The 23,017-nt window shown below is 64.3% G+C and carries 25 protein-coding genes and 3 tRNA genes; 8 read left to right on the top strand and 20 right to left on the bottom strand.

What is annotated here, in order from left to right:
• Window positions 1–44 precede the first annotated feature (44 nt).
• On the bottom strand, window positions 45–1,022 hold the full coding sequence (locus tag AC5RUQ_RS04630) for an SDR family oxidoreductase (protein ID WP_493946208.1): 978 nt from the start codon (window positions 1,020–1,022) through the stop codon (window positions 45–47).
• Between the two features lie 137 nt (window positions 1,023–1,159).
• Window positions 1,160–2,347, bottom strand: a complete 1,188-nt coding sequence (locus tag AC5RUQ_RS04625) for an acyl-CoA dehydrogenase family protein (protein ID WP_493946207.1) — start codon at window positions 2,345–2,347, stop codon at window positions 1,160–1,162.
• 107 nt (window positions 2,348–2,454) lie between these two features.
• Here AC5RUQ_RS04625 and AC5RUQ_RS04620 point away from each other — a divergent pair, with 107 nt between their 5' ends.
• Complete coding sequence (locus AC5RUQ_RS04620; protein ID WP_493946206.1) at window positions 2,455–2,964, top strand: MarR family winged helix-turn-helix transcriptional regulator; 510 nt, start codon at window positions 2,455–2,457, stop codon at window positions 2,962–2,964.
• Window positions 2,965–3,008: 44 nt separating this feature from the next.
• On the opposite strand, the gene AC5RUQ_RS04615 is transcribed toward AC5RUQ_RS04620, so the two are convergent.
• Together AC5RUQ_RS04615 and AC5RUQ_RS04610 are read right to left on the bottom strand one after the other, a co-directional pair.
• Window positions 3,009–3,662 carry a DedA family protein gene (locus AC5RUQ_RS04615; RefSeq protein WP_493946205.1) on the bottom strand — a complete coding sequence of 218 codons (654 nt, stop codon included), beginning with the start codon at window positions 3,660–3,662 and terminating at the stop codon, window positions 3,009–3,011.
• Between the two features lie 76 nt (window positions 3,663–3,738).
• Window positions 3,739–4,314: a helix-turn-helix domain-containing protein gene (locus tag AC5RUQ_RS04610; RefSeq protein WP_493946204.1), complete on the bottom strand. Its 576-nt coding sequence runs from the start codon at window positions 4,312–4,314 to the stop codon at window positions 3,739–3,741.
• Window positions 4,315–4,381: 67 nt separating this feature from the next.
• On the opposite strand from AC5RUQ_RS04610, the gene AC5RUQ_RS04605 reads away from it, so the two are divergent.
• Window positions 4,382–5,359 carry an NAD(P)/FAD-dependent oxidoreductase gene (locus AC5RUQ_RS04605; protein WP_493946203.1) on the top strand — a complete coding sequence of 326 codons (978 nt, stop codon included), beginning with the start codon at window positions 4,382–4,384 and terminating at the stop codon, window positions 5,357–5,359.
• Here the strand turns inward: AC5RUQ_RS04605 and AC5RUQ_RS04600 are convergent.
• The 4 genes from AC5RUQ_RS04600 to AC5RUQ_RS04585 are packed head-to-tail and all read right to left on the bottom strand — an operon-like array spanning window position 5,346 to window position 9,745.
• Window positions 5,346–6,122 (bottom strand): enoyl-CoA hydratase, encoded by a 777-nt coding sequence (locus AC5RUQ_RS04600; protein WP_493946202.1) that lies wholly within the window; start codon window positions 6,120–6,122, stop codon window positions 5,346–5,348. The two genes, AC5RUQ_RS04605 and AC5RUQ_RS04600, sit on opposite strands and share 14 nt — an antisense overlap.
• Window positions 6,119–7,162, bottom strand: a complete 1,044-nt coding sequence (mmsB, locus tag AC5RUQ_RS04595) for a 3-hydroxyisobutyrate dehydrogenase (protein WP_493946201.1) — start codon at window positions 7,160–7,162, stop codon at window positions 6,119–6,121. Before mmsB ends, AC5RUQ_RS04600 begins: the two co-directional genes overlap by 4 nt.
• A complete protein-coding gene (locus AC5RUQ_RS04590) occupies window positions 7,155–8,246 on the bottom strand; it encodes an enoyl-CoA hydratase/isomerase family protein (protein ID WP_493946200.1) in 1,092 nt (363 codons plus the stop codon). Before AC5RUQ_RS04590 ends, mmsB begins: the two co-directional genes overlap by 8 nt.
• Window positions 8,246–9,745: a CoA-acylating methylmalonate-semialdehyde dehydrogenase gene (locus AC5RUQ_RS04585; protein ID WP_493946199.1), complete on the bottom strand. Its 1,500-nt coding sequence runs from the start codon at window positions 9,743–9,745 to the stop codon at window positions 8,246–8,248. The genes AC5RUQ_RS04590 and AC5RUQ_RS04585 overlap by 1 nt, the downstream gene beginning before the upstream one ends.
• 183 nt (window positions 9,746–9,928) lie before the next feature.
• On the opposite strand from AC5RUQ_RS04585, the gene AC5RUQ_RS04580 reads away from it, so the two are divergent.
• Both AC5RUQ_RS04580 and AC5RUQ_RS04575 read left to right on the top strand, forming a co-directional pair.
• Window positions 9,929–10,735 (top strand): exodeoxyribonuclease III, encoded by an 807-nt coding sequence (locus AC5RUQ_RS04580; protein ID WP_493946198.1) that lies wholly within the window; start codon window positions 9,929–9,931, stop codon window positions 10,733–10,735.
• Window positions 10,736–10,769: 34 nt separating this feature from the next.
• Window positions 10,770–11,654, top strand: coding sequence for a DUF8083 family protein (locus AC5RUQ_RS04575; protein ID WP_256249461.1), 885 nt, complete (start codon window positions 10,770–10,772; stop codon window positions 11,652–11,654).
• 54 nt (window positions 11,655–11,708) lie between these two features.
• Here AC5RUQ_RS04575 and AC5RUQ_RS04570 read toward each other — a convergent pair whose 3' ends face one another.
• The 12 genes from AC5RUQ_RS04570 to AC5RUQ_RS04515 form a co-directional block, all read right to left on the bottom strand.
• Entirely contained in the window at window positions 11,709–12,761 is a 1,053-nt protein-coding gene (locus AC5RUQ_RS04570; protein ID WP_493946197.1) for a LacI family DNA-binding transcriptional regulator, read from the bottom strand.
• Between the two features lie 119 nt (window positions 12,762–12,880).
• On the bottom strand, window positions 12,881–13,855 hold the full coding sequence (locus AC5RUQ_RS04565) for a carbohydrate ABC transporter permease (protein ID WP_430229001.1): 975 nt from the start codon (window positions 13,853–13,855) through the stop codon (window positions 12,881–12,883).
• Window positions 13,852–14,817, bottom strand: a complete 966-nt coding sequence (locus AC5RUQ_RS04560) for a carbohydrate ABC transporter permease (RefSeq protein WP_493946196.1) — start codon at window positions 14,815–14,817, stop codon at window positions 13,852–13,854. Before AC5RUQ_RS04560 ends, AC5RUQ_RS04565 begins: the two co-directional genes overlap by 4 nt.
• 89 nt (window positions 14,818–14,906) lie before the next feature.
• Window positions 14,907–16,250, bottom strand: coding sequence for an ABC transporter substrate-binding protein (locus tag AC5RUQ_RS04555; RefSeq protein ID WP_493946195.1), 1,344 nt, complete (start codon window positions 16,248–16,250; stop codon window positions 14,907–14,909).
• A 135-nt stretch (window positions 16,251–16,385) separates the two neighbouring features.
• Window positions 16,386–16,997, bottom strand: coding sequence for a hypothetical protein (locus tag AC5RUQ_RS04550; protein WP_493946194.1), 612 nt, complete (start codon window positions 16,995–16,997; stop codon window positions 16,386–16,388).
• The gene (locus AC5RUQ_RS04545) at window positions 16,994–17,602 is read right to left on the bottom strand and encodes an Asp23/Gls24 family envelope stress response protein (protein ID WP_493946193.1); all 609 of its coding nucleotides are present in this window, start codon (window positions 17,600–17,602) and stop codon (window positions 16,994–16,996) included. Before AC5RUQ_RS04545 ends, AC5RUQ_RS04550 begins: the two co-directional genes overlap by 4 nt.
• Window positions 17,599–17,979: a hypothetical protein gene (locus tag AC5RUQ_RS04540; RefSeq protein WP_493946192.1), complete on the bottom strand. Its 381-nt coding sequence runs from the start codon at window positions 17,977–17,979 to the stop codon at window positions 17,599–17,601. The genes AC5RUQ_RS04545 and AC5RUQ_RS04540 overlap by 4 nt, the downstream gene beginning before the upstream one ends.
• Complete coding sequence (locus AC5RUQ_RS04535) at window positions 17,976–18,167, bottom strand: hypothetical protein (RefSeq protein WP_163164777.1); 192 nt, start codon at window positions 18,165–18,167, stop codon at window positions 17,976–17,978. The genes AC5RUQ_RS04540 and AC5RUQ_RS04535 overlap by 4 nt, the downstream gene beginning before the upstream one ends.
• Window positions 18,164–18,625 carry an Asp23/Gls24 family envelope stress response protein gene (locus AC5RUQ_RS04530; protein WP_493946191.1) on the bottom strand — a complete coding sequence of 154 codons (462 nt, stop codon included), beginning with the start codon at window positions 18,623–18,625 and terminating at the stop codon, window positions 18,164–18,166. Before AC5RUQ_RS04530 ends, AC5RUQ_RS04535 begins: the two co-directional genes overlap by 4 nt.
• 129 nt (window positions 18,626–18,754) lie before the next feature.
• Window positions 18,755–18,830 (bottom strand) — tRNA-Phe (locus tag AC5RUQ_RS04525).
• 48 nt (window positions 18,831–18,878) lie between these two features.
• Window positions 18,879–18,952 (bottom strand) — tRNA-Asp (locus AC5RUQ_RS04520).
• A 91-nt stretch (window positions 18,953–19,043) separates the two neighbouring features.
• Window positions 19,044–19,116: transfer RNA gene (locus AC5RUQ_RS04515), tRNA-Glu, on the bottom strand.
• A gap of 165 nt (window positions 19,117–19,281) precedes the next feature.
• Here AC5RUQ_RS04515 and AC5RUQ_RS04510 point away from each other — a divergent pair.
• The 4 genes from AC5RUQ_RS04510 to AC5RUQ_RS04495 all read left to right on the top strand — a co-directional run bounded on the left by AC5RUQ_RS04510 (window position 19,282) and on the right by AC5RUQ_RS04495 (window position 22,796).
• Window positions 19,282–20,325 carry a PHP domain-containing protein gene (locus AC5RUQ_RS04510; RefSeq protein WP_493946190.1) on the top strand — a complete coding sequence of 348 codons (1,044 nt, stop codon included), beginning with the start codon at window positions 19,282–19,284 and terminating at the stop codon, window positions 20,323–20,325.
• A gap of 105 nt (window positions 20,326–20,430) precedes the next feature.
• A complete protein-coding gene (locus AC5RUQ_RS04505; RefSeq protein WP_493946189.1) occupies window positions 20,431–21,459 on the top strand; it encodes a DMT family transporter in 1,029 nt (342 codons plus the stop codon).
• A complete protein-coding gene (locus AC5RUQ_RS04500) occupies window positions 21,419–21,865 on the top strand; it encodes a metallopeptidase family protein (protein ID WP_430229019.1) in 447 nt (148 codons plus the stop codon). Before AC5RUQ_RS04505 ends, AC5RUQ_RS04500 begins: the two co-directional genes overlap by 41 nt.
• A gap of 10 nt (window positions 21,866–21,875) precedes the next feature.
• Window positions 21,876–22,796, top strand: coding sequence for a cation diffusion facilitator family transporter (locus tag AC5RUQ_RS04495; protein ID WP_493946188.1), 921 nt, complete (start codon window positions 21,876–21,878; stop codon window positions 22,794–22,796).
• The last annotated feature ends 221 nt before the right edge of the window (window positions 22,797–23,017 follow it).

Below are 23,017 nucleotides of genomic sequence, written 5' to 3'. Positions count from 1 at the left end.
AACGGCGCGGGCCGGGATGTCCGGCCGGGGACAGCTCCCGGGAATCAGCCCAGCCGCTTCCGCAATGCCACTGCAGCTCCCGCCAGTGCTGCCGCGCCCGCTACCGCCCGCTGCGCCGTCCGCCGTCGGCCGTGCCATCCGCCCGTGGTGGACGCCTTCCCGATGGATTGCGACGCCTGGTGAAGGTTCCCTGTAGTCACAGTGGCTGACCGCCGCCGCGAGAGCTGGCGGCGGTCCACCTGGCTTGCCGTGGCCGCTTCCACTGCGCCCGGCGTGAACTTGTGCTGCAGGACCAGGAGCCAGCCCGCCACTCCTCCTGCCACGGTTTCCCGGCGCGGGTGGGCAGCGAGTTTCACCACGGCTTTCGCCACCCGCTGCGGGGTGTAGACGGGGGGCAGTGCCATGGGGCGGCGGCCCGTGAAGTTGGCTGCGTTCTGGTAGAACGGCGTGTCAATGGTGGCCGGGAGGACCGTGCACACGTCAACGCCGGTAACGCCTTCGCGGGCCAATTCCGAGCGCAGGCTGATGCTGAGGGCCCGCACCGCGGCCTTGGAAATGGAGTACGCGGCGGAGTAGGGCAGCGGTATTTCCGCCACGATGGACGAAACATTGATCAGGGTGCCAGAGCCCTGGGCTGTCTGGCGGGTCAGCGCCGCCCGGGCGCCATTTACGTAGCCGGCGATGTTGACATCCAGTACCCGCTGGAACTCCTCTGGAGGAATCTCGGTCAGCAGGCCGAACGCACCGACCGCTGCGTTGTTGACCCACACATCCAGCCGCCCGAACTCCTCAACGGCACGGCATGCCAGTGCCTCCACCTTGCCCGGGTCGGTGACGTCGGTGGGGACGGCGATTGCCTTCGCGCCGCGTTTCCTGCATTGTGCAGCAACGGCTTCGAGTGGTTCCGCTCCCCGGGCAGCCAGGACCAGCCGGGCCCCCTTGGCGGCGAAGCGCAGTGCGGTGGCCCTCCCGATCCCGCTGGACGCGCCCGTAATCACCACTACTGAATTCTTGACGCGCATTCCGCCTCCCCTTTCGAGCGAACATCCGGGTTAAACACTAAGTAGGCTTAGTGTTTGATGCTACCCATGCCGGGCCGGCGGGACAACGGGCCGGCGCGACCACGGCCCGGCCCCGGCTTGGGTGAAGAGGGTGGAACTTAGAGGAAGGCGGATTTTCCGGTGACCGCCCTGCCCACGATGAGAGAGTTGATCTCGTAGGTGCCCTCGTAGGTGTAAAGGATTTCGGCGTCACCGAAGAGCTTGCCCATTTCATAGTCGCTGCTGATGCCATTGCCGCCCAGGAGTGAACGGCCCATAGCCACCGAGGCACGTGCCAAACGCGTGATGGTGGCTTTGGCCATGGCCGCCTGCGCCATCTCAAGCTTCCCGCCTTCCTGGATGCGGGCCAACTGCACCATCAGCGCCAAGGATGCGGAAGCGTTGCCCAGGATGTCCGCCAGCTGCTGCTGGACCAGCTGGAATCGGGCCAGCTCCTTGCCGAACTGACGCCTGTCCAAGGTGTAGGCGCGCGCGACGTCGAACGCCGCCAGCTGGATGCCGGCACCTTGCCAGCCAACCCAGGCGCGGGAGTCCCGGAGCAGTTCGTTGGTTCGGGAGAAACTGGTGGCCCCGGGCAGAAGATTGGCGGCAGGAATCCTCACGTCCTCGAGCACAATGTCCGCGTTCTGCATGATTCGCAGACCGATCTTGTTCGAGATCTTGGTGGCGGTATAGCCGGCACGGTCTGTCTCAACGATGAAACCCTTGATTTCCCCGTCCGCCTCGTCCCGCGCCCATACCAGAGCGAAATCGGCGATGGTCCCCGCCCCGATCCAGCGCTTGGCCCCGTTGAGTACCCAGCTGCCGCCGTCGAGCCTCGCTGAGGTTTCCAGCCCGCCGGCGATGTCCGAGCCGTGCTCCGGCTCCGTCAGCGCGAAGGCTCCGAGGTGGCGGAAAGTTCTCAGGCCCGGCAGCCACCGGGCCTTTTGCTCCTCGGACCCCAGTTGGCTGATCATCCCGAGAATCAACTCGTTATGGATCCCGGCCAGCGCAGACAGGGACACATCCGCCCGGGCAAGTTCTACGTACATCAGGCCCTTGAAGAGGGCGGAGCTGCCATCCAGCTGCAGGGCGCCGAGGCCGTACCTTCCCATGTCCGCCAGCAGGCCAAAGGGGAACTCCTCGCGGTTCCAGTATTCAATGGAGGGCTGCCGGACGGAGGATTGCAGGAAGCTGCGGATGGTGAAGTACCTGTCACGCTCAGCGGCCGCCAGGAGGTCCACGATGTACATGAGGTCCGCATCCGGATACGGCGGTGCTCCTGCATTATGTGCCGGGGGGTACATCGGCGATCCCCCTTGCTCCCAAACCGCTGTACGAACCATTGGATGTCCTAGTATATTGCACAGGTCCACCACTCACGTGAGGTACATCACTCTGCGAAAGGCTGGCTGTGGGCAGTCCGCTATCCCGTGATCCCATTGCAGATGCCCGCCGCAACTGGGAGGAGCGCGGCTGGGCGGACGTCGCTGCGCCGATGGCTGCCATCACGGCGATCATGCGGACCCAGCAGATCCTGCTGGCCAGGATCGAACTCACCCTCAAGCCATTCGGGCTGACGTTCGCCCGCTATGAGCTGCTCGCGCTGCTGAGCTTCGCACGGAACGGATCCCTTCCCATGAAGAAGGCGAGCACGCTCCTCCAGGTCCACCCGACCTCCATCACCAACGCGGTGGACCGGCTCCAGGACGCCGGGCTGGTGCGCCGCTCCCCGCACCCTACGGATGGCCGCACCACGCTGGTGGAGCTCACCGCAGAGGGCCGCACCCTGGTGAAGCGTTCGACGGAGGCACTGAACGCAGGTGTTTTCAGCGACCCCGGGTTCGGGCCGGATGATGTGGATCAGCTGATCCGGATCCTACGTGACTTCCGCCGGAATGCAGGCGACTTCACTGATTCCTGAACAGGGCACGGAGCCGTTCCTGGACGAACTTCCCCGCAGCCGGATCAGCGTGCGGCCTTCTTACGCTTGATGCGCCTGACCACGAGCAGCACCACGGCGACGCCCACGGCGGCATAGACGGCGTAGTTCAGGAACCGGGAGTACTCCTCGACGATTCTGTACTGCGTGCCCACCAGGTAGCCCAGCCCCAGGAGCGCCCCGTTCCACAGTCCGCTGCCTGCCAGGGTGTAAAGGCTGAACGTTCCAAGGTGCATTGCGGAAGCCCCGGCAGGAAGGGAGATCAGGCTCCGCACTCCCGGAAGCAACCTGCCAAAAAAGATGGACGACCGTCCATGACGGCGGAACCAGCCCGCTGCGTGCTCGAAGTCCTCCCGGTCCACCAGGGGCAGCCGGGATAAGCCGCGGATGGATCGCTCAAGCCCAAGCTTGGCGCCCAGCCAGTACAGGAAAAGTGCACCCAGGTAGGCTCCCAGCGTGCTGGTGACAAAAACGAGGACCAGGTTCAGGGCCCCTTGCCGTGCGAGGTAGCCGGCAAGTGGCAAAATCACTTCGCTGGGGATGGGCGGCACCACGGTTTCAGCAAGGGTGAAGAGCCCCACCCCCCACTCGCCCAACTGCTCGATGCCGCGGGCGGCTATGCCCACCAGTCCGGTAAGGTTCTCGGTTGAGCCGCCTTCGTCCGCCGCCGTTCCCCACATACAACTCCCCCGTCCGCGTCCACGTTTGGTCTCCCCTGTCTACCTTACGCACCTGCGCACAGGCTGGGACCCTGGTTCAGGCGGGCTTGGCCCTGACATGCATCCGTTCCCCCTGCGTGCCGAAAAGGCTGAGGAATTCCACGGGTTTACCGTCCGCGCGGCCGAACCAGTGCGGCACGCGGGTATCAAACTCCGCCGCTTCCCCAGCGCGGAGTACGAGGTCCTGGATGCCGAGAACCATTCGAAGATTTCCGTTAAGGACGTACAGCCACTCGTAGCCCTCATGCACCTTCGGGCTGGGCTCCTCCAGCGGCCCGGCAGGCAGGATGTGCTTATAGGCCTGGATGCCGCCCGGCTTCCTGGTGAGCGGAATGATCGTCATTCCCCTTGCCTTGATGGGACGCAGGTGGACGCGCGGATCCCCGGTGGCAGGCGCACCGACCAGTTCATCGAGCGGCACCTGGTGGGCTTTGGCCAGCGGCAGGAGAAGCTCGAGGTTTGGCCGGCGCTGGCCGGACTCCAGCCGGGACAGCGTGCTGACCGAGATTCCGGTGGCCTCCGCCAGTGCTGACAAGGTGATGTCCCTCGTTAGACGGAGTGCACGCAGCCTCGGGCCAACAGCCGCCAAGACGTCATCCAGTTGTTCATCCATGGCCCTATTTTGCCACTTCGGCAAAAGCCTTTGCCAGCCGAAGGAGAGGCACCAGATCATTGGACCTATGACGAAATCCAGAGAATCAATGGCCGATGTCCTGATTATCGGCGGCGGCGCAGCCGGGCTGAGCGCCGCACAGATGCTGGGGCGCAGCCGCCGCTCCGTCGTGGTGGTGGACAGCGGTGAACCACGCAACGCCCACGCCGAGGGAGTCCATGGCTTCCTGTCCCGCGACGGCATCAAGCCTGCCGACCTCCTCGCCATGGGCCGGGAGGAGGCCGGGAGCTACGGTGCGGCGGTCGTCCGTGGCAGGGTGCTTGCCGCCCGCGGCGACGTGGACCAGGGCTTCGAAGTAACGCTCGACGACGGGAGACAGCTTCGCGGCCGTCGGCTCCTGGTCACCACGGGCCTGGTCGACGAACTGCCGGGCGTTCCCGGGCTCCGGGAACGCTGGGGCAAGGACGTGCTGCACTGCCCGTTCTGCCACGGCTGGGAGGTGCAGGACCAGGCAATTGGCATCCTGGGGAACGGACCGTGGTCCGTGCACCAGGCCCTGCTCTTCCGGCAGTGGAGCAGCGACATCACGCTGTTCCTCAACAACAAGGTGGTCCCGTCCGAAATCGAAGCGGAACAACTGGCAGCCCGCGGGATTAAGGTGGCAGCCGGCGCGGTGGAATCGGTCCGGGTGGAGGAGGACCGCCTGCGGGGTGTTGCCCTGGCCGGAGGACCGGAAGTTGCGGTGGAGGCCCTGGTGGTGGGTCCACGGGTCCAGGCACGGCTGGAAGCTTTCGCCGGCCTCGGGCTGGCTCCGTCCGATCACCCCACCGGAATGGGAACCTACCTCGCGACCGATGCAGATGGCCACACGTCCGTACCGGGCGTGTGGGCGGCGGGAAACGTGACGGACCTGAAGGCGCAGGTGCTCGCCTCCGCGGCAGCTGCCGCCTGGACCGCCGTCGTCATCAATAACCATCTGATGGCCGAGGAGATGGCCGCGGACCTGGCCGCTTACCGGGAGTCGATGTCGCTCAGCGGTGCTTGAATTCGGGCTGGCGTTTTTCCGTGAACGCCGCCATGCCTTCCTTCTGGTCCTCAGTGGCGAAAAGGGAATGGAACAGCCTGCGTTCGAACAGGACGCCTTGGGCCAGCCCGGTTTCGAAGGCGGCGTTCACGGCCTCTTTCGCCACCATGGCCGCCGGCTTGGACTTGGCGGCGACCACCTCGGCAGCCTTCATTGCCTCGTCCACAACATCCTCAGCGGGCACCACGCGGGACACCAGGCCGCAACGGTCAGCTTCCTCTGCCCCGATGAACCTTCCGGTGAGGATCAGGTCCATTGCTTTGGCCTTGCCCACGGCGCGGGTCAGGCGCTGGGATCCGCCCATCCCAGGCAGTACGCCCAGGTTGATCTCCGGCTGGCCGAACTTCGCGTTGTCCCCGGCGATGATGAGATCGCACATCATCGCCAGCTCACAGCCCCCGCCCAGGGCAAATCCCGAGACTGCGGCAATCGTGGGTATGCGGAGCCTGGTGAAGTCCTCCCAGCCGCGGAACCAGTCGGCGGCGTACATGTCCATGTAACCTTGGGCCGCCATTTCCTTGATGTCAGCCCCTGCGGCGAAGGCCTTGCCCGAGCCGGTGATGACCACCGCCCCCACACCAGGATCAGCATCCATGGCACGGACGGCGGACACGAGCTCCTCCATGGTGGCTTTGTTCAGCGCATTCAACGCCTGCGGCCGGTTCAACGTCACCAGGCCCACCCGGCCCCGCTGTTCCACGAGGATGTTCGTGTATTCCGTCATTCGGGGCTCCCGTCGTCCTGCGCTGCCTGATGTGCTTGTGATGCCGGTGATTCCGGGGCTGGAACGCCGGACGCCGGGTTTCCGGCAGCCGCCGATCCGGATGCCGCCACGGCCGCCGGATTGTCCTCGGCGTTCGACCGGTCCCGAATGTCCGTGATGATCGCGGAGAAATCCCGGCCTGCACCGCCTTCCGCGGCAAACGTATCGTAGATTTCGGCAGCCAGCGGTCCAACCCGGGCTGCAACTCCTGTGCTGTGCAGTGCGTTGACGGCGAGGTTGAGGTCCTTGGCCATCAGGGCACCGGCGAAGCCGGGCTGGTAATCGCGGTTGGCCGGGCTGGTGGGGACGGGACCGGGAACGGGGCAGTTCGTGGTGAGGGCCCAACATTGTCCGGACGCTGCCGAGGCCACGTCGAACAGCGCCTGGTGGCTCAGGCCCAGCTTCTCCCCCAGCACAAAGGCCTCGCTTACGGCAATCATTGAGGCGCCCAGGATCAGGTTGTTGCAGATTTTGGCAGCCTGTCCAGCACCATGGGCACCGCAGTGGACCACGCGTTTGCCCATCACGTCCAGCAGCGGCAGCACCGCCTCGAAGTCCGCGTTATCCCCGCCGACCATAAACGTGAGGGTGCCGGCTTCGGCGCCCACCACTCCGCCGGAGACCGGGGCATCCACCGAGCGGTGTCCGGCTTCATTGGCCAGGCTCGCTGCTTCCCGGGCTTCGTCCACGTTGATGGTGGAACAGTCCAGGAACATCGTTCCGGGGGCAGCCACCGCCAGCAGGCCAGGGCCGCCAGCCCTGCCCAGGTAGGCATCAAGCACATGCCGGCCGCTCGGGAACATGGTGAGGACCACGTCCGCACCGGATACTGCCTCGCCAGCACTGGCCGCGACCGGAACACCATGTGTACGGGCTGCTTCAAGGGCTGCGGGCACGACGTCGAAACCGGCTACCGTGTACCCCGCTTTGACCAGGTTAACCGCCATGGGTCCGCCCATGTGGCCGAGGCCCAGGAACGCAACGGTGTACATCTCAGGCATGGTCCGTCTCCTTTAGCTGCAGGTCAAGTTCCTTGCTGCCCAAGGGCTCAAAGAAGCGCTCCACCTGCTGGGGCAGCACCTCCGCCAGGGTGGGCGGCCGCCAGCGGGGCGTGCGGTCCTTGTCCACCACCTGCGCCCGGATGCCCTCCCGGAAGTCCGGCGTTTCCAGGAACCGCAAACCTACCCGGTACTCCTGCGCCAGGGCCTCATCGAGGCTTAGGCCCTTCACGCGGCGGAGGGAGGCCAGCGTGACCTTCACGGCCGTGGGTGACTTTGCTTCGATGGTGTCTGCGGCAATCCGGGCGGCTTCGCCGGCGTCGCCGTCAAAGCTCCGGAGGCGCCGGACAATTTCCTCGGCGTCATCGGAGGCGTAGCACGTGTCAATCCAGTCACGCTGCTCCTCAAGGGCCGAGGGCGGCGGCGCCTCGCTGTAACGCGCGACGGCGGCTTCCGCAGTTTCGGTTTCCAGTGCCGCCAGCAGGTCCTCGAGCCTGTCTGACGGAACATAGTGGTCGGCGAGTCCAAGGTGCAGGGCATCCGTCCCGCTCAGGTGGGTGCCGGTCAGCGCAGCATGGGTTCCCGACTCCCCCGGTGCCCGGGCCAGCAGAAGGGTCCCGCCGACGTCGGGCGCAAAACCGATGGTGGTCTCCGGCATGCCCATCCGGGTACGGTCCGTCACCACCCGGACCGATCCGTGCGCGGAAATCCCCACGCCGCCGCCCAACACCAGGCCATCCATCAAGGCCACATATGGCTTGGGGTAGCGGGCGATCAGGGAATTGAGCCGGTACTCCACCTGCCAAAAGTCCGCCGTCAGCCCGCCGCCGGCCAGCATGTCCTCGTAGATGGCCACAATGTCGCCCCCGGCGCACAGCCCACGGTCACCGGCGCCCCGCACCAGGACCGTGGCAACGCCGTCGTCGTCCGCCCATGCGGTGAGCTGGCCGAGCAGCGCATCCACCATTCCCGCGGTCAACGCGTTGACGGCTTGGGGCCGGTTGAGGGTCATGATCCCCAACCGGTCGCGGCGCTCAAAGTGCACCTCGGCCTGGTTGTCCGCAGCCGGCTTCAGGCTGTCCGTCATCAGCTTCCTTCCGGCATTACGAAGCTGGCCCCGTGCCGTATGCCTGAGGGCCACCGTGTGGTGACTGTCTTGGTCTTGGTGTAGAAACGGAAGGCGTCTGCGCCGTGCTGGTTCAGGTCGCCGAACCCGGACGCCTTCCAGCCGCCGAACGTGTAGTACGCGATCGGCACCGGGATGGGGACGTTGATGCCCACCATGCCCACATCCACCCGGGCGGCGAAATCCCGGGCTGCGTCGCCGTCGCGCGTGAAGATGGCCACGCCGTTGCCGAACTCATTGCTGCTGCACAGCTGCAGCGCCTCGTCGTAGTCGGACGCCCGCACCACGCTGAGGACGGGACCGAAGATCTCTTGCCGGTAAATGCCCATGTTTGGCGTCACGTGGTCAAAAAGCGTTGGCCCCACCCAGAAACCGTTCTCGTAGCCTTCCACCGTGACTCCCCGGCCGTCCGCCAGGAGCGTGGCGCCCTCGTCCAGTCCCGCCTCGATAAGGCCTTCGATCCGTTCCTTGGCCGAGGCGGCCACCACCGGGCCGAAGTCCGAGTCCCGGTCGAGGCTGTGGCCCACTTTCAGGCCCTTCACCCGGTCCTGGAGTTTGGCGACAAGCCGGTCAGCGGTTTCCTGCCCCACCGGAACAGCCACCGAAACGGCCATGCAGCGCTCCCCGGCCGAGCCGTATCCCGCACCGATGAGGGCGTCGGCAGCCTGGTCCAGGTCTGCGTCCGGCATCACCACCATGTGGTTCTTTGCTCCGCCGAAGCACTGCGCCCGCTTGCCGTGGGTGGCTGCCGTGGCATAGATGTACTGGGCAACAGGGGTGGAGCCCACAAACCCAATGGCCTTGACCCGGGAATCCTCCAGGAGGGCGTCCACCGCCTCCTTGTCGCCGTTGACCACGTTGAACACGCCATCCGGCACGCCAGCTTCGGAGTACAGCTCGGCCAGGCGCAGCGGCACGGAAGGATCCCGTTCGGAGGGCTTGAGGATGAACGCGTTGCCCGCGGCCAGGGCCGGCCCGGACTTCCAGAGCGGAATCATGGCGGGAAAGTTGAACGGCGTAATCCCGGCCACCACACCAAGGGGCTGGCGCAGCGAATGGATGTCTATCCCGGGTCCTGCCTCGGTGGAGAACTCCCCCTTGAGCAGATGCGGTGCGCCGGCGGCGAACTCCACCACTTCCAGGCCGCGTTGGATGTCTCCCCGGGCGTCGGCGAGGGTTTTTCCGTGTTCCGAGGACAGCAGCCGCGCCAGTGCGTCCATGTCCCGGTTGACCAGGTCCACGAAGCGGAGCAGTATGCGGCCGCGGCGCTGGGCGTTCATGGCCGCCCATTCCGCCTGGGCCTTTGCGGCGACAGCAACGGCATTGGATACCTCGTCCCGGCCGGCCAGCGGAATATGGGCCTGGACAGTTCCTGTGCAGGGGTCAAAGACGTCGCCGAAGCGGCCGGAGCTGCCGGCTGCATGCTGGCCGCCGACGTAGTGGGAAAGCTCGCGCACCATGGCCGGAAGCTCCTTCGCGTGTGACGCAGGTCATTTCTGGTTGCGAATATACTCGGACTTCCTACTAAACTCCACCGAACCGGGCTCACCCCGGATGCGCCTGCCGGGAGCTTGCCCGGGGGCCTTACCGGTGCTTTACCTGGGCTTTACCCGTGGTGGCGCGGCCACGGTAAGTTAGGAACTGTGAAGATTGCTACCTGGAATGTGAATTCGCTCAGAGCCCGTGCCGACCGCGTGGAAGCCTGGCTGCAGCGCAGCGACTGTGACGTCCTGGCCATCCAGGAAACCAAGTGCAAGGACGAAAACTTCCCGTGGGAACTCTTTGAGCGGATGGGCTACGAAGTGGCCCACTTCGGCGTGAACCAGTGGAACGGCGTAGCCATCGCCTCCCGCGTGGGGCTTGAAGATGTTGAGCGGACGTTCCTTGACCAGCCCGCGTTTGGCAAGGCCGGCACGGAGCCAGTGCAGGAAGCCCGTGCCATGGCTGCCACCTGCGCCGGCGTCCGGATCTGGAGCCTTTACGTCCCCAATGGCCGCTCCCTGGACGACGAACACATGCCGTACAAGCTCAAGTGGCTGGAGAGCCTCAAGACGCATGCGCAGGGACTCGTCGCGCAAAACCCCCAGGCGCAGGTGGCACTGATGGGTGACTGGAACATCGCGCCGTTCGACGACGACGTGTGGGACATCGACCTGTTCGCCAACAACAGGTACACCCACGTCAGCCCGCCGGAGCGCGAGGCGTTCCACGCTTTCGAATCCGCAGGCTTCACGGATGTGGTGCGCCCGTACACGCCCGGTCCCGGCGTCTACACCTACTGGGACTACACCCAGCTGCGCTTTCCCAAGAAGGAAGGCATGCGGATCGACTTCGTGCTGGCCTCCCCCGCCCTGGCTGCACGGGTGACCGGCGCGTCGATCGACCGCGAAGAGCGCAAGGGCAAGGGCGCGTCGGACCACGCACCCGTGCTGGTGGAACTGGCAGACTAATGACATTGTCCTGGACCCATTCAAGGAGGCCGTGATGACGGGAAACCTCTACCGGGGCCAGGCAGGCCTGCCATTCTCCTCGACGCTCCGCGTCTACGAACCCCTGGACGCCTTTCCCGAGGAGCAGCGGAAAGCGATCGCCGCGGCGGGCGCGCAGACTGCCTCGCGCGCCGCCGTCGAAAACGCGGAACTGCTGGCCTCGCTGGGGCGGATCACCCGATCCGGCGGCGACCCGTTCCCCACCGGACGAACCGACCTGGTGCGTGTCACCACTGCCCCGGCTGCCGGCGGAGGCACGTCCGACGACGGTGCTGACGCAGAGCCTGAGCTGCTGTATTGTCCCAGCCAATTGGTACTGCGGGCCGGCTTGGCGGCGAACGCGCTGATGGAGGGAATCCACGGCCCGCTGGCTGAGCTGTTGATTCCTGAAGAGCAGCGGGACAAGCACCAGGAGCGGATCGACCAGGTAAAGGCGCGTGACGGGTCCATCCGGGTGCACACCAGGGCATCCACCTGGGGGATCCCCTTCAGCTGGTTTTCCCTGTTTATGGATTCGGACCATAAAGACGTGGTGGAGGCTTCCGGGCGGATCCTCACGGTCCGGGTGTGGGCACCCATCACGGAAGCCCTGGAGCGTGCCCGTTATGCCGTGGCCAACCTGGCACTGGCGGCACCGGACCTTGACATGCTGGACGATCTTGCCCAGCTCACCGAATGGCTTGAACTCTTCCATGTGAACTCAATGGTGGAGCTGGACTACGGAGCTGTTGCCGACAAGGTGTACCCGGACGATTCACCCATGGATATCAGGCTGGGCATCGAATGCCTGGCCGAGGGGGACATGACGGGGGCCGCCGCGGCGTACCGCCGCCTGGCCTCCCGGTGGATTCCCATCCGTCAGCTGGCCCGCGCTTCCTGAGCCTGTGCCTGTGCCTGTGCCTGTGCCTGTGCCTGTGCCTAGGGACTCACGGCGCTAGGACTGGGGCGGGGCGGTTGTCCTTCTGACGATCAGTTCATGGGGCGCGACGGCGGACTGCACCGCTCCTGCGTCACCGTCCAGTTCGTCGAGCAGCATCTTGGTTGCTTGCTCGGCCTGCTCGTCAGGCCGCTGGCCCACCGTAGTGAGGCCTATCGCCTCTGCGAAATCGTGGTTGTCGATGCCCACGACGGACAGGTCCTCGGGGACACGGACGCCCATCCGGGAAGCTTCGAAAATGACGCCCATCGCCATCTCGTCCGATGCACAGAATATCGCTGTCGGCCTGCCGCCGGGCTTGGACCAGAGCCGGCGGAAGGCCTCCTGTCCGCTGCGGACGGTGAAGTCCCCCCACTCGTCCCATTCGGGCCGGGTGGGCAGGCCGGCCGCCGTCATAACGTCCTTGAACGCGAGGATCCGGACACGGGGAACGTCAAAGTTGAGGTCTGTCTCATCGTCTCCGTGCAGCAGGGCAATGTCCCGGTGGCCCTGGTCGATGAGGTGCCTGACTGCGGTGGACGCGGCGGCGTAGTCGTCGATGCCGATGTAGGCGCATTCCTCAACATGGCCGCCAACCACCACCAACGGAATATCGATCTTCTGCAGGTGGTCGAGTTCCTCGTGCGATAGTGCCATACACAGCACCAGCAGGGCGTCGATCTGCTTATAGACCATGGTTTTGCTGAACAGCCGCTCACGGTTGCTGCCGTGGCCGCCCAGGTTGAACAGCGAAAGATTGTAGTTCCGGGCGTGCAGTTCCCGGTCGGCGCCTTCGATGGCTTTGGAGAAGAACCACCTGCTCACGAAGGGTGCCAGCACCCCGATGGTTCTGGTGCGGCCGGTTGCCAGTCCCGAGGCGGAACTGGAGGCGACGTAGCCCAGGTTTCCGGCTACCTCGAGGATCTTCTCCCTTGTGGCCGGTGATACCCGGGGCAGGCCCCGGACTGCCCGCGAGACGGTGGCCGTAGATACTCCCGCCGCTGCCGCCACGTCTTCGATGCTGACACCACTGTGGCCGCCTCGTTGTGACCTCTCGCCTGCGCGTGCCACGGTGCCCCCTTATCTGTCCCTTGAGCGTTTCCGGCCGCCATCGAATGATGGCCTTTCCGGGGTTAGCAGGGCCGCGGGCGGCCGGCGCACCGGCCGGCCGCACGGGGCCCTGTCAGTTATTAGCCCTTGAGGCCTCCCGCAAGGAGTCCCCGGACGAAGTACCGCTGCAGGCTGAAGAACACGGCCAGCGGAACGATGATGGAAACGAAGGCGGCGGCGGGATTCAGGTAGTCCCTTGCGCCACGGGTTCCTGAGATTTCCGCCAGGCGCTGGGTGATGGGAGCAACGTCGGCAGTTCCGCCGGAGAACACCAGCGCCACAAGAAGGTCATTCCAGACCCAGAGGAACTGGAAGATCGCCAGCGACGCAAGGGCGGGGACTGACAGTGGCAGGATGACCCGCCAGAAGATGGTCGTGTGGCCGGCGCCATCCATCTTTGCGGCTTCAATGACCTCACCTGGAATTTCGGAGATGAAGTTATGCAGCAGGAAGATGCCCAGTGGCAGCCCGAAAATTGTATGGGCGATCCAAAGCTGTGTGTAGGAACCTGGCGGAATTTGCAGGACTTGGGTGAACAGCTGGAGGAGTGGAATCAGGGCCATTTGCAGGGGAATAATCTGCAGGGCAAAAACGAAAATAAAGGCGGCTTCCCGGCCCCTGAACTTTCCCCAGGCAAAAATGTACGCGGCCATGGAGGCAAGAACCAGGACGAAGACAGTGACCGGAATGACAATTGCCAGGGAGTTGGCGAAGTACTGCGTCAGGTTGGCCGACTGTGATCCCCCCGCGGCAGTGACGTCCGCGTAGTTCTTGAAGGTGAACTGCCAGTCGCCGAAGAAGTTCCACCATCCGTCTGAACGGGGTCCCACCTGCTTCGCGGCCGGACGGAAGGAAGAGACCAGCAGGCCGAAAGTCGGAATAGTCCAGACCACAGCAATGACCAAGGCAGCGGCTGTCGCCCAGCGGGACGTCAGCTTGCTTTTGACCCGGCGCATTATCGGCGCGGAACTTTCAACAGGTGAAGCCGTACCGCCCCCACGCGTGGCCGCAGTTCGTGTATTTGCCGCCTCATCCGGCGCTGGCATGACGGTCATCGGATTTCCTTTTGCTGACGAAGTACGCGGGCGTTGTAAACGACGATTGGGAGGACCAGAAGGAAGAGGATCAGCGCCAGGGCGGCACCCCTGCCCGGTTCGCCGGCACGGAACGCCTGGGTATACATTTCATTGGCCACCACGGAAGTTTCGTAGTTGCCAGCGGTCATGGTGCGGACGATGTCGAAGACCTTCAAAGTAGCGATGGTAATCGTGGTGAGCACGACGACGAGTGAACCGCGAATCCCCGGAATGGTTACGTTACGGAACTGCTGCCACGGATTGGCGCCATCCAGACGCGAAGCTTCCACCAGTTCTGCCGGGACGCCCTTGATGGCCGCCGAAAGAATAACCATGGCAAAACCGGTCTGGATCCAGACCATCACGATAATCAGGAAAATGGTGTTCTCGGGGGCGTCCAGCAGGAATTGCTTTGGCTCCATCCCAAAAGCGACACGCAGCGCATTCAGCACGCCGGTTTGCTCAATGGCAGGTCCGCGGTAGTCGTAGACAAGTTTCCAGATAATACCGGCGCCCACAAACGAAATTGCCATGGGCATAAACACGAGGGCCTTCAGTATCCGCTCGCCCTTGGCTTTATCGATGAAGACTGCATAGGCCAAACCGAAAACAGTAGACAGCAGCGGCACCAGAACAGTCCAGATAATGGTGTTCCGGAGCGTTACCAGGGCTTCGGGCTGGGTGAACATCCAGACGAAGTTATCAACCCCGTTTAGCCTGCCGCTGGCGTCGGTGAACGCGAGGAATGAGGTCTGCGCAGCGGGGTAGACCAGCCCTACAAGCAAAAGGATTGCCGCAGGAGCCAGGAATCCGGCCACAGTGATTTTATCTTTGGCGGACTTTGGGGCCCTGTCCACCAACAGCATGATAAGTCCGATGATCGCGGCGAAAACCGCCAACGCGATCACGACTTGAAGGAATTTTCCTCCGATGAATTCCATTGCCCATCTCCATGGTTGTGGGTAGATCGAATGTGCAGGATGACACTGCGCCTCCGGGGTTGAAGCCGGAGGCGCAGAACCAGGGAGAGTTAGCTCTTAGGCCAGCTGCTTTCGATGCTGTCCGCAACTTCCTTGGACGGCGTGCCGTTGATCCATGCAACGATGCCCTTCCAGAACGAGTTGGAACCAACAGCGCCCGGCATCAGGTCCGAACCGTCGAAGCGGAACGTAGTTTCCTCATCCTGAAGCAACTCGATGCTCAGCTTGTCCAGTTCAGTCTGGGCACTTGCCGGATCAAGGCCCTTGTTTGCGCTGACGACGCCGCCCAGCTTGACGCGGTCATTGGCGAATTCAGCACTGGCCAGGTAGGCCTGGAAGGCCTGGGCCTCGGGAGTGTCCTTGTAGGCGCCAACCATTTCGCCGCCGCCCGTGATAGCCAGGCCCTGGGACGCATCAATCGGCGGGGTCATGAAGGCCCAGACGTCGCCATCCTCAGCCACGACGGTTCCTTCAGGCCAGTTTGCAGCTTGGAAGTTTGCCTGGTGGTGCATGGCGCACTGCCCGTCGAGCACCGGCTGGCCAGCCTGTGCGAAGCCGGTGGTGAGAATGGAGCGAACGTCGCCGAAGCCGCCGTTGACCATCTTGTCGTCAAGCAGGATTTCGCCGGTTTTATCCAGCGCTTCAACGATGCGGGGGTCGTTGAAGGGAATTTCGTGGTTGACCCACTGGTCGTAAACCTCAGGTCCCTGCGAGCGAAGCACCACGTCTTCCACCCAGTCGGTGCCCGGCCAGCCGGTGGCTTCACCGGACTCGAAGCCGGCACACCAGGGCTTCATGCTGCCGTCGTCGGCAATCTTCTTGGAAAGCTCCAACATCTCGTCCCAGGTTTTAGGAACTTCCCAGCCCTTGTCTTCGAAGGTCTTGGGCGCATACCAGACATATCCCTTGACGTTGGCCAGCATGGGGGCGGTGTAGAAGACGCCGTCTACAGTGCCGTACTTCTTCCAGTCCGCCGACCAGTTCTTGTCAACAGCGTCCGATACAGCCTGCGGTGCCGGCTTCAGGTTCCCGGCACGGGCCTGGTCTGCCATCAGGCCGGGCTGCGGGAAGATAGCAATGTCGGGGGCGTTTCCGGCCTTTGCCCGAACACCGATCTGGGTCTCGAACTCTTTGCTGCCCTCGTACTTGACGGTGGCGCCGGTGCACTTTTCAAAAGCAGCCCAGGTCTTCTCGAGGTTGGTGGCCTCGGTGTCAACGATGGTCGAGTAGACAGAGACGGTCTTCCCGTCGTGCTTGCCGTAGCTTTCGTACTTGGAGCAATCGGCGGTGGCGGCCGGGTCAGTTGTGCTTTCTTCCGAATTGCTGCACGCGCTGAGGGACAGCGCCAGGATTCCGGTCACCGCTACGGGTAGCAGGTACTTGCGATTTTTCATGCCGAGAACTCCTCTATGAGTTGCAGAGATAACATCCGCCAGGAACGATGTGGTGACCATCACGGTAATTTAGCCAGCCGCAATGATGCAAGCGTTTACACGCTTTTGTTTCTGAACAGTAACCTAAAAATCACGTCAGCGGACACGCTCAGCCCTGCTGAAGCGTGTCCGTGCACCGGCTCCGATGTGAATCAGCACGGGGATGTTCTTTCCCACCACCGTTTCCAGCGCCGCCACGAGGGCATGCACCTCGTCTGCGAGCAGGTGCGGGGCCACGCCCTGGCGCGGCAGGAGGCGCACCTTCAAGGCGGGCGTGCCTTTGACGTCGTACGTGGCTACCGTGGCGCCGGCTAAATCGGGACGGTTCGCGAGGGCATGCTTGAGCGCCTGCTCGGCCACTCCCCCGCCGATCCTCACGTCACCGGGGACATCGCCGGGATCGTACTCCATGGCCAGCAGGTTGGCCCGGCCCTTTCCCTGTTGGGCAACCCACGCCACCATCAGTCCGATAAGCACCAGCAGGGCCAGCGCTACCAGGATCCACAACCAGCTTTCGGTGCGCCCGGGAAACCTGGTGGCGTTGAAGGCCCCGTTGACTCGGCTCCACACGCCCGCGGACCAGGCATGCCACCACGAAGCTACGGCCGGCACTGCGGCCAGCAACATCAGCAGGGCGCCCACTGAAAGCAGCATCAAACCCAGGACCGCTATCAGTATCCGGTTGAGAAGGGTGGGGGTGCTGTTCATGCGCCAATCACTCCCGAATGTGCCACCATGACGCGCACTTCAGGTGAGGGATCCAGTGCCATGGCATCGAGCTCGCTTCGGACTGCCGCGAGCACAGCAGCCTCGTCAACAGGCACTCCGGAAGTGGGCCGCACGTTCACCTCTGCCTGCCGCTGGGAGACGACCACCATGACCTGTTCCGGCGTGACGTTCGCGGCGAGCCGGGCACGGCGCGCCAGGGAGGAAGCGATGACTTCATCATCCACCACCACAGCAGGACCGGCGGTGTTCCGGCCGCCACGCAGAAGGTGACGGGCCCGGCGTCCGGGCAGAACCCCATTGAGGAAAAAGACCAGCCCGAACATTGCCAGGACCCCTCCGATGGCGCCCAGCAGCAGCGGCGAAATCCCTGCGGGCAAGGCCACGAGGCGTTCAGCTGCCACCTGCGGCTCGATCAGCCAGGCCGGCTGCCCGATGGCATGGACGGCTGCCTCGAGGAGCCCGTAGGCAGCGAGCCCAATAACCAGGACCGCGGCCGCTGTGGCCACCACCGCACGTGAGGAGTGCGTCTCCCGGTGCAGGATGCGGTCCATATCCGGGCCTTGGCTCTCGACCTGCCGGCTCATCGCACGCGTCCCCCTTCAATGGTCGTTGCTCCGCTGATCCTGATATCCACCCGGCTCAACCGTGCACCGCTAAGCTCCGTCACTGTCGCCAGGATACGGGCCTTTGCCTTGACCGTACGGTCCCAGATGGAGCCGCCGGCGGCCTCCACACGCGAGGGGTCACGGACCACGGCAGTCAAAGGCGGGATGCTGATCGGCGTGACGAGGGACAGCGCCAGCATTCCGTCGTCGTCCGTCCAGTCAGCCCGGACATCCTCCGCGTCCACGCCCAGGAACTGGGCAGCTGCCGCCTTGGCGAGGCTTGTCAGGGCCTGCGTGCTGATGCGGTTGTGGCCGCGAAGCTCCTGGCCCCGGACAGTCGGGACGGCGGAGCTCATGAGGACGAGCGCCGGCCGGTGATGGCGTCCAGGACGCCGCGAAGGTCAAGTTTCCCTTCCGCGGCACGGCCCAGGAGTGCCCCGATGGCCATAAAGAGCAGGGAAATCAGGAAGCCCCACAAACCGAACTGCAGGGACATAAAGGCCACGAACGCGCCCATCGCTGTGCCCGCCACGGTGAGGTTCACAGCAGCGCCTCCCTCTCTGTCGAGCCGGCAATGGTGGGTTTGACCGGAGGCGGCACGTAGACGTCCGTGACTTCCACGTTGACCTCGATCACCTGCAGCCCCACGAGTTCCCCGACAGCCTGGTAAACGGCCGCGCGGACCTCATTGGCCAGTGAATGGAGCGGTGTTCCGTAGCTCGCCACGAGGCTGATATCCACGGCAACCTGCGTTTCACCGACTTCGGCACGCACGCCGGCGGCATGTTCGGAACTGCCGACGGCGTCGCGGATGGCGCCGAGCGCACGTGAAGGTCCTGAGCCGAGGGAGTAGACCCCGGGGACGGAACGGGCGGCAATTCCTGCCACCTTGGCGACGGCGGTCTCGGAAATCACGGTGCGGCCGTGGCTGGGTGCCGGCACAGGGACCGGCACGGCACGGCTCTGGATGCCCTGGCCGGGTTGTGGGTTCTGGTATTCCATCAGGCACTCCCCCTTCTGTTGATCCCAACCCTATCCCCGCCTGCGGTTTAACGGCAGGAGGCGGGGATACGGTCGGGATCCAGGGTTAAAGACGAAAAGCACCAGTTCCGAAGAACTGATGCTTCCCAGTGGTGGCTCCGACCGGCGTCGATCCGGTGACCTTTCGATTTTCAGTCGAACGCTCTACCAACTGAGCTACAGAGCCTAGGTGACTAGTCACCATGAGAGCCGGAATCTCTTCCAGCAATCAGAGCGACCCTGACGGGACTTGAACCCGCGACCTCCGCCGTGACAGGGCGGCGCGCTAACCAACTGCGCTACAGGGCCTTGCGTTTCTTGCTTCAGCAGCATCTCTACCGCTTTTTTCAAGGCTTCCAGCCTACCAGACATTTTTTGTCTGTTTGACCAGTTCCTTGCGTACCCCCAACGGGATTCGAACCCGTGCCGCCGCCGTGAAAGGGCGGTGTCCTAGGCCGCTAGACGATGGGGGCCAGAACCCGTTCGGAACAAAATAAAAGGCGTCAAGCGAGGCTTTCCGTCTTTGTCCTTTGCGTTTCTCCGAACTGGACTCTAAAACTATAGGGCCTAGGTAGGAATTATCCAAAATCGGCCAATTTCCGCGCCAACAGCAGGGAAGAACAGGTGAAGATGGACTGATGGATGCCGTTGCAGCACTCAACGAGATTGCCTTCTGGCTGGAGCGCGGACGCGCAGCCACCTTCAAGGTCCAGGCCTTCCGAAAAGCCGCCGGGGTGATCGCGCCGCTGTCGCCGGAAGAAGTGGCAGACCGGGTCCGGAGCGGCCGGCTGAAATCCATGAAGGGAATCGGTGACCGGACCTACCAGGTAATCCGGGATGCGGTGGAGGGCCAGGTCCCGGACTACCTCGCCGACCTGCGGGAGAAGGGTGCGCAGCCCTTGGCTTCCGGCGGCACGGCCATTCGCGAAGCACTCCGCGGAGACCTGCACAGCCACAGCGAATGGTCCGATGGCGGGTCCCCCATTGAGCTGATGGTGGCCGCCGCCGGGGTCCTGGGCAGGGATTACCTCGCACTGACGGACCATTCCCCCAACCTCACGATCGCGAACGGGCTCTCGGCGGAACGCCTCCTGCAGCAGCTGGACGTCGTGGCGGCTATCAACGACGGCACCCATCCCGGGTCCGATGGGCAGCAGGACCAGCCGGTGCGGCTGCTGGCCGGCATCGAGGTGGATATCCTGGAGTCGGGTGAGCTGGACCAGGATCCGGAACTGCTGGACCGCCTTGACATCGTGGTGGCCAGCGTTCATTCCAAGCTGAGGTCGGATCGGAAAACCATGACCCGGCGGATGCTCAAAGGGATCGAGGATCCGCACACCAACGTGCTGGGACACTGCACGGGGCGCCTGGTGGAGGGATCGCGGGGGACGCGGCCGCCGTCGGAATTCGATGCCAAGGAGGTGTTCGCGGCCTGCGCCGAACACAATGTGGCAGTGGAGATCAATTCACGGCCTGAGCGCCAGGACCCACCTGACGCACTGATTCAGCTGGCACTGGACGCCGGCTGCCTCTTCTCGATCGACAGCGACGCACACGCGCCCGGACAGCTGGACTTCCTGCAGTACGGCGCCGAGCGAGCGGACCGGAACGGTGTTCCGGCCGACCGTATCGTCACCACCTGGCCCGTCGAACAGCTGCTGGAGTGGGCAGGGGCGAACTAGCCCTTACTTGGCCGGGTCCGGGGAGTCTCATCTTTGGCAGGAACTTGGCTAGACGTGGCCGATTTCCGCCAGCCCGGGATCCCTGCCCAGGGCTAGATTGGCTCCATGGCATCAAGCACCCCGGTCAGCACAACTGCTCCCCCACCCACGCCCGCGTCCCGGGTCAAAGCCCTTGGCGTGGCCGCAATGGCCATCACCGTGGTCCTCTGGGCCTCGGCCTTTGTGGGAATCCGGGCGATCGGCCCCCACTTCTCCCCTGGCTCCCTGACGCTCGGCAGGCTGGCGATCGCCGCCGTCGTCCTGGCCCTGCTGGTCCTCCCCCAACTGATGAAGAGCCGGATCCTTCCCCGGGGCCGGGAGTGGTGGCCGATCCTCGCTTACGGCGTGATGTGGTTCGGCGGGTACAACGTGGCCTTGAACGCGGCGGAGCACGTGCTCGATGCAGGCACCAGCGCCCTGCTCATAAACGTCAATCCCATCCTCGTCGCAATCATGGCCGGTATCTTCCTCAAGGAGGGCTTCCCACGCTGGCTGATCATCGGAAGCCTGGTTGCCTTCGCCGGGGTTGCTTTGATCGCCGTGGGTTCGGCGCAGCCGTCCGCACCAGGGGAAAGCCCGACGGCGGATGTGGCCGGCGTGCTGCTGTGCCTCCTTGCCGCTGTGCTCGCCGCAGTCAGCGTCATCATCCAAAAGCCGGTGCTGCGGAAGTTTCCCGCCGCCCAGGCGACGTGGTTCGGGATCATGGTGGGCGCCCTGTGCTGCCTGCCGTTTACCGGACAACTGGTTTCCGAAGTGCAGGCAGCGCCGCCCGAAGCGACAATGGGCCTGGTCTACCTTGGGATCTTTCCCACGGCGATTGCCTTCACCACCTGGGCGTACGCGCTCTCGCTGATTGAGGCCGGCAAGCTTGCAGCTACCACGTACTTGGTGCCCGGCACCACCATCCTGATCTCGTGGCTCCTGCTGGGCGAAATCCCCACCGTACTGGGCCTGGTGGGCGGTCTGGTCTGCCTCGTGGGGGTGGGGCTCACCCGGCGCAGGACCCGGCCAGGACGAGGAGCCAAGCGAAAGGTTTCTTCGCTAAAGTCGGAGTATGCCAGCCACCCTCCCGCCGGGCCTGCCCATCGTTCCTGAGGGTCCCAGCGAGCCCCTTCCCTTCACCGGACCCCATGGCTTCACCATGTCCGCAGACGAATTCGAGGCGGCCGTCCAGGATGCCCTGGACAGCATTCCGGGCAAACTGGCCAGCGCCATGGACAACGTGGCGGTGTTCATCGAGGACGACTACGTTCCGCGGCCCGGGGAGGACCCGGACACTGTCCTGCTGGGACTCTACGAGGGCGTGCCGCTGACCGAACGGGATTCGTGGTGGGACGCGGGGTCCCTGCCTGACCGGATCACCATCTTCCGGGAACCGATTCTTGATATCTGCTCGTCACGCGAAGACGTCATCCACGAAGTGGCGGTGACAGTGGTCCACGAGATCGCCCACCACTTCGGGATCGACGATGACCGGCTGCACGAGCTTGGCTGGGGCTAGCCTTGTAGGCATGGGACACGACCACAGCCATACGCACGGCGTCACCGCCACAGGCCGGCACCGCAACCGGCTTGTGGCCGTCCTGGTCATCACGCTTGTTGTGGTCCTCGTCCAGGTGGCGGGGGCGGCCCTCTCGGGTTCACTGTCCCTGCTAGCCGATGCCGGCCACATGCTTTCGGACGCCGCCGGCGTGACCATCGCATTGCTGGCCGCCTGGATTGCAGGCCAACCGGCAAGCGACCAGCGGACCTACGGGTACCAGCGGGCCGAAGTCCTCGCGGCCCTGGCCAACGCATTGATCCTGATCGTGATTTCCGTGGTCATTTTTACCGAGGCGGTCCGCCGGATCGGTTCCGCGCCTGAGGTGCAAACGGACATCATGCTTTTTGCCGCCATCCTGGGCGCGGTGGCCAACCTGGTATCGCTCCTGATTTTGCGGGGCGCCCACGAGGAAAGCCTGAACGTACGGGGCGCCTACCTGGAAGTCCTGGGCGACCTGTTGGGCTCCTTCGCAGTCATAGCGGCGGCCGTGGTCATCATGGTGACCGGATTCCAGGCCGCCGACACCATCGCGTCTGTGGTGATTGCCCTGTTGATCCTGCCCCGTGCGTGGCGCCTGCTGCGCGACGTTGTTGACGTGCTTCTCGAAGCCAGCCCCAAGGGAGTGGAGGTGCAGATGATCCGGGAGCACATCCTCTCCGTAGAGGGCGTTTCGGATGTGCACGACATCCACATCTGGACGATCACCTCCGGGGTGCCCGTCTTTTCTGCGCATGTGGTGGTGGAGGACGGTGTGCTGACCGCCCGCGGAGCAGACCAGTTGCTGGACAAACTGGTCACCTGCCTGGGCTCACACTTCGATACCGACCACTGCACCTTCCAGCTGGAACCGGCCACGCACTCAGAACACGAGGCGCACCAGCACGCCTAACCTGGCTGCTGACCGCTACTGCCGGGAGTCCCAAGAGCCCTCTGGTCCCTCAACCGGCGACACGCCCGTGCGCCTCCCCCGCCATGACACTGCTGTGGTTTATGTTATTGATGTGATTGCTGTTCCTAAAGTGCAAAAGCTCACGTAGCCTCGGGTCTGCTGGGGAGCAGGCCAGGGGCATCGCCTTGCCGTGAACAGGAACTCCAGCCTGATCATTACGG

Source organism: Arthrobacter sp. MDT2-3 (genome assembly GCF_059090465.1).
Note: the sequence above shows the minus strand (reverse complement) of the source record. Positions and strands in the feature narration are given on the sequence as shown.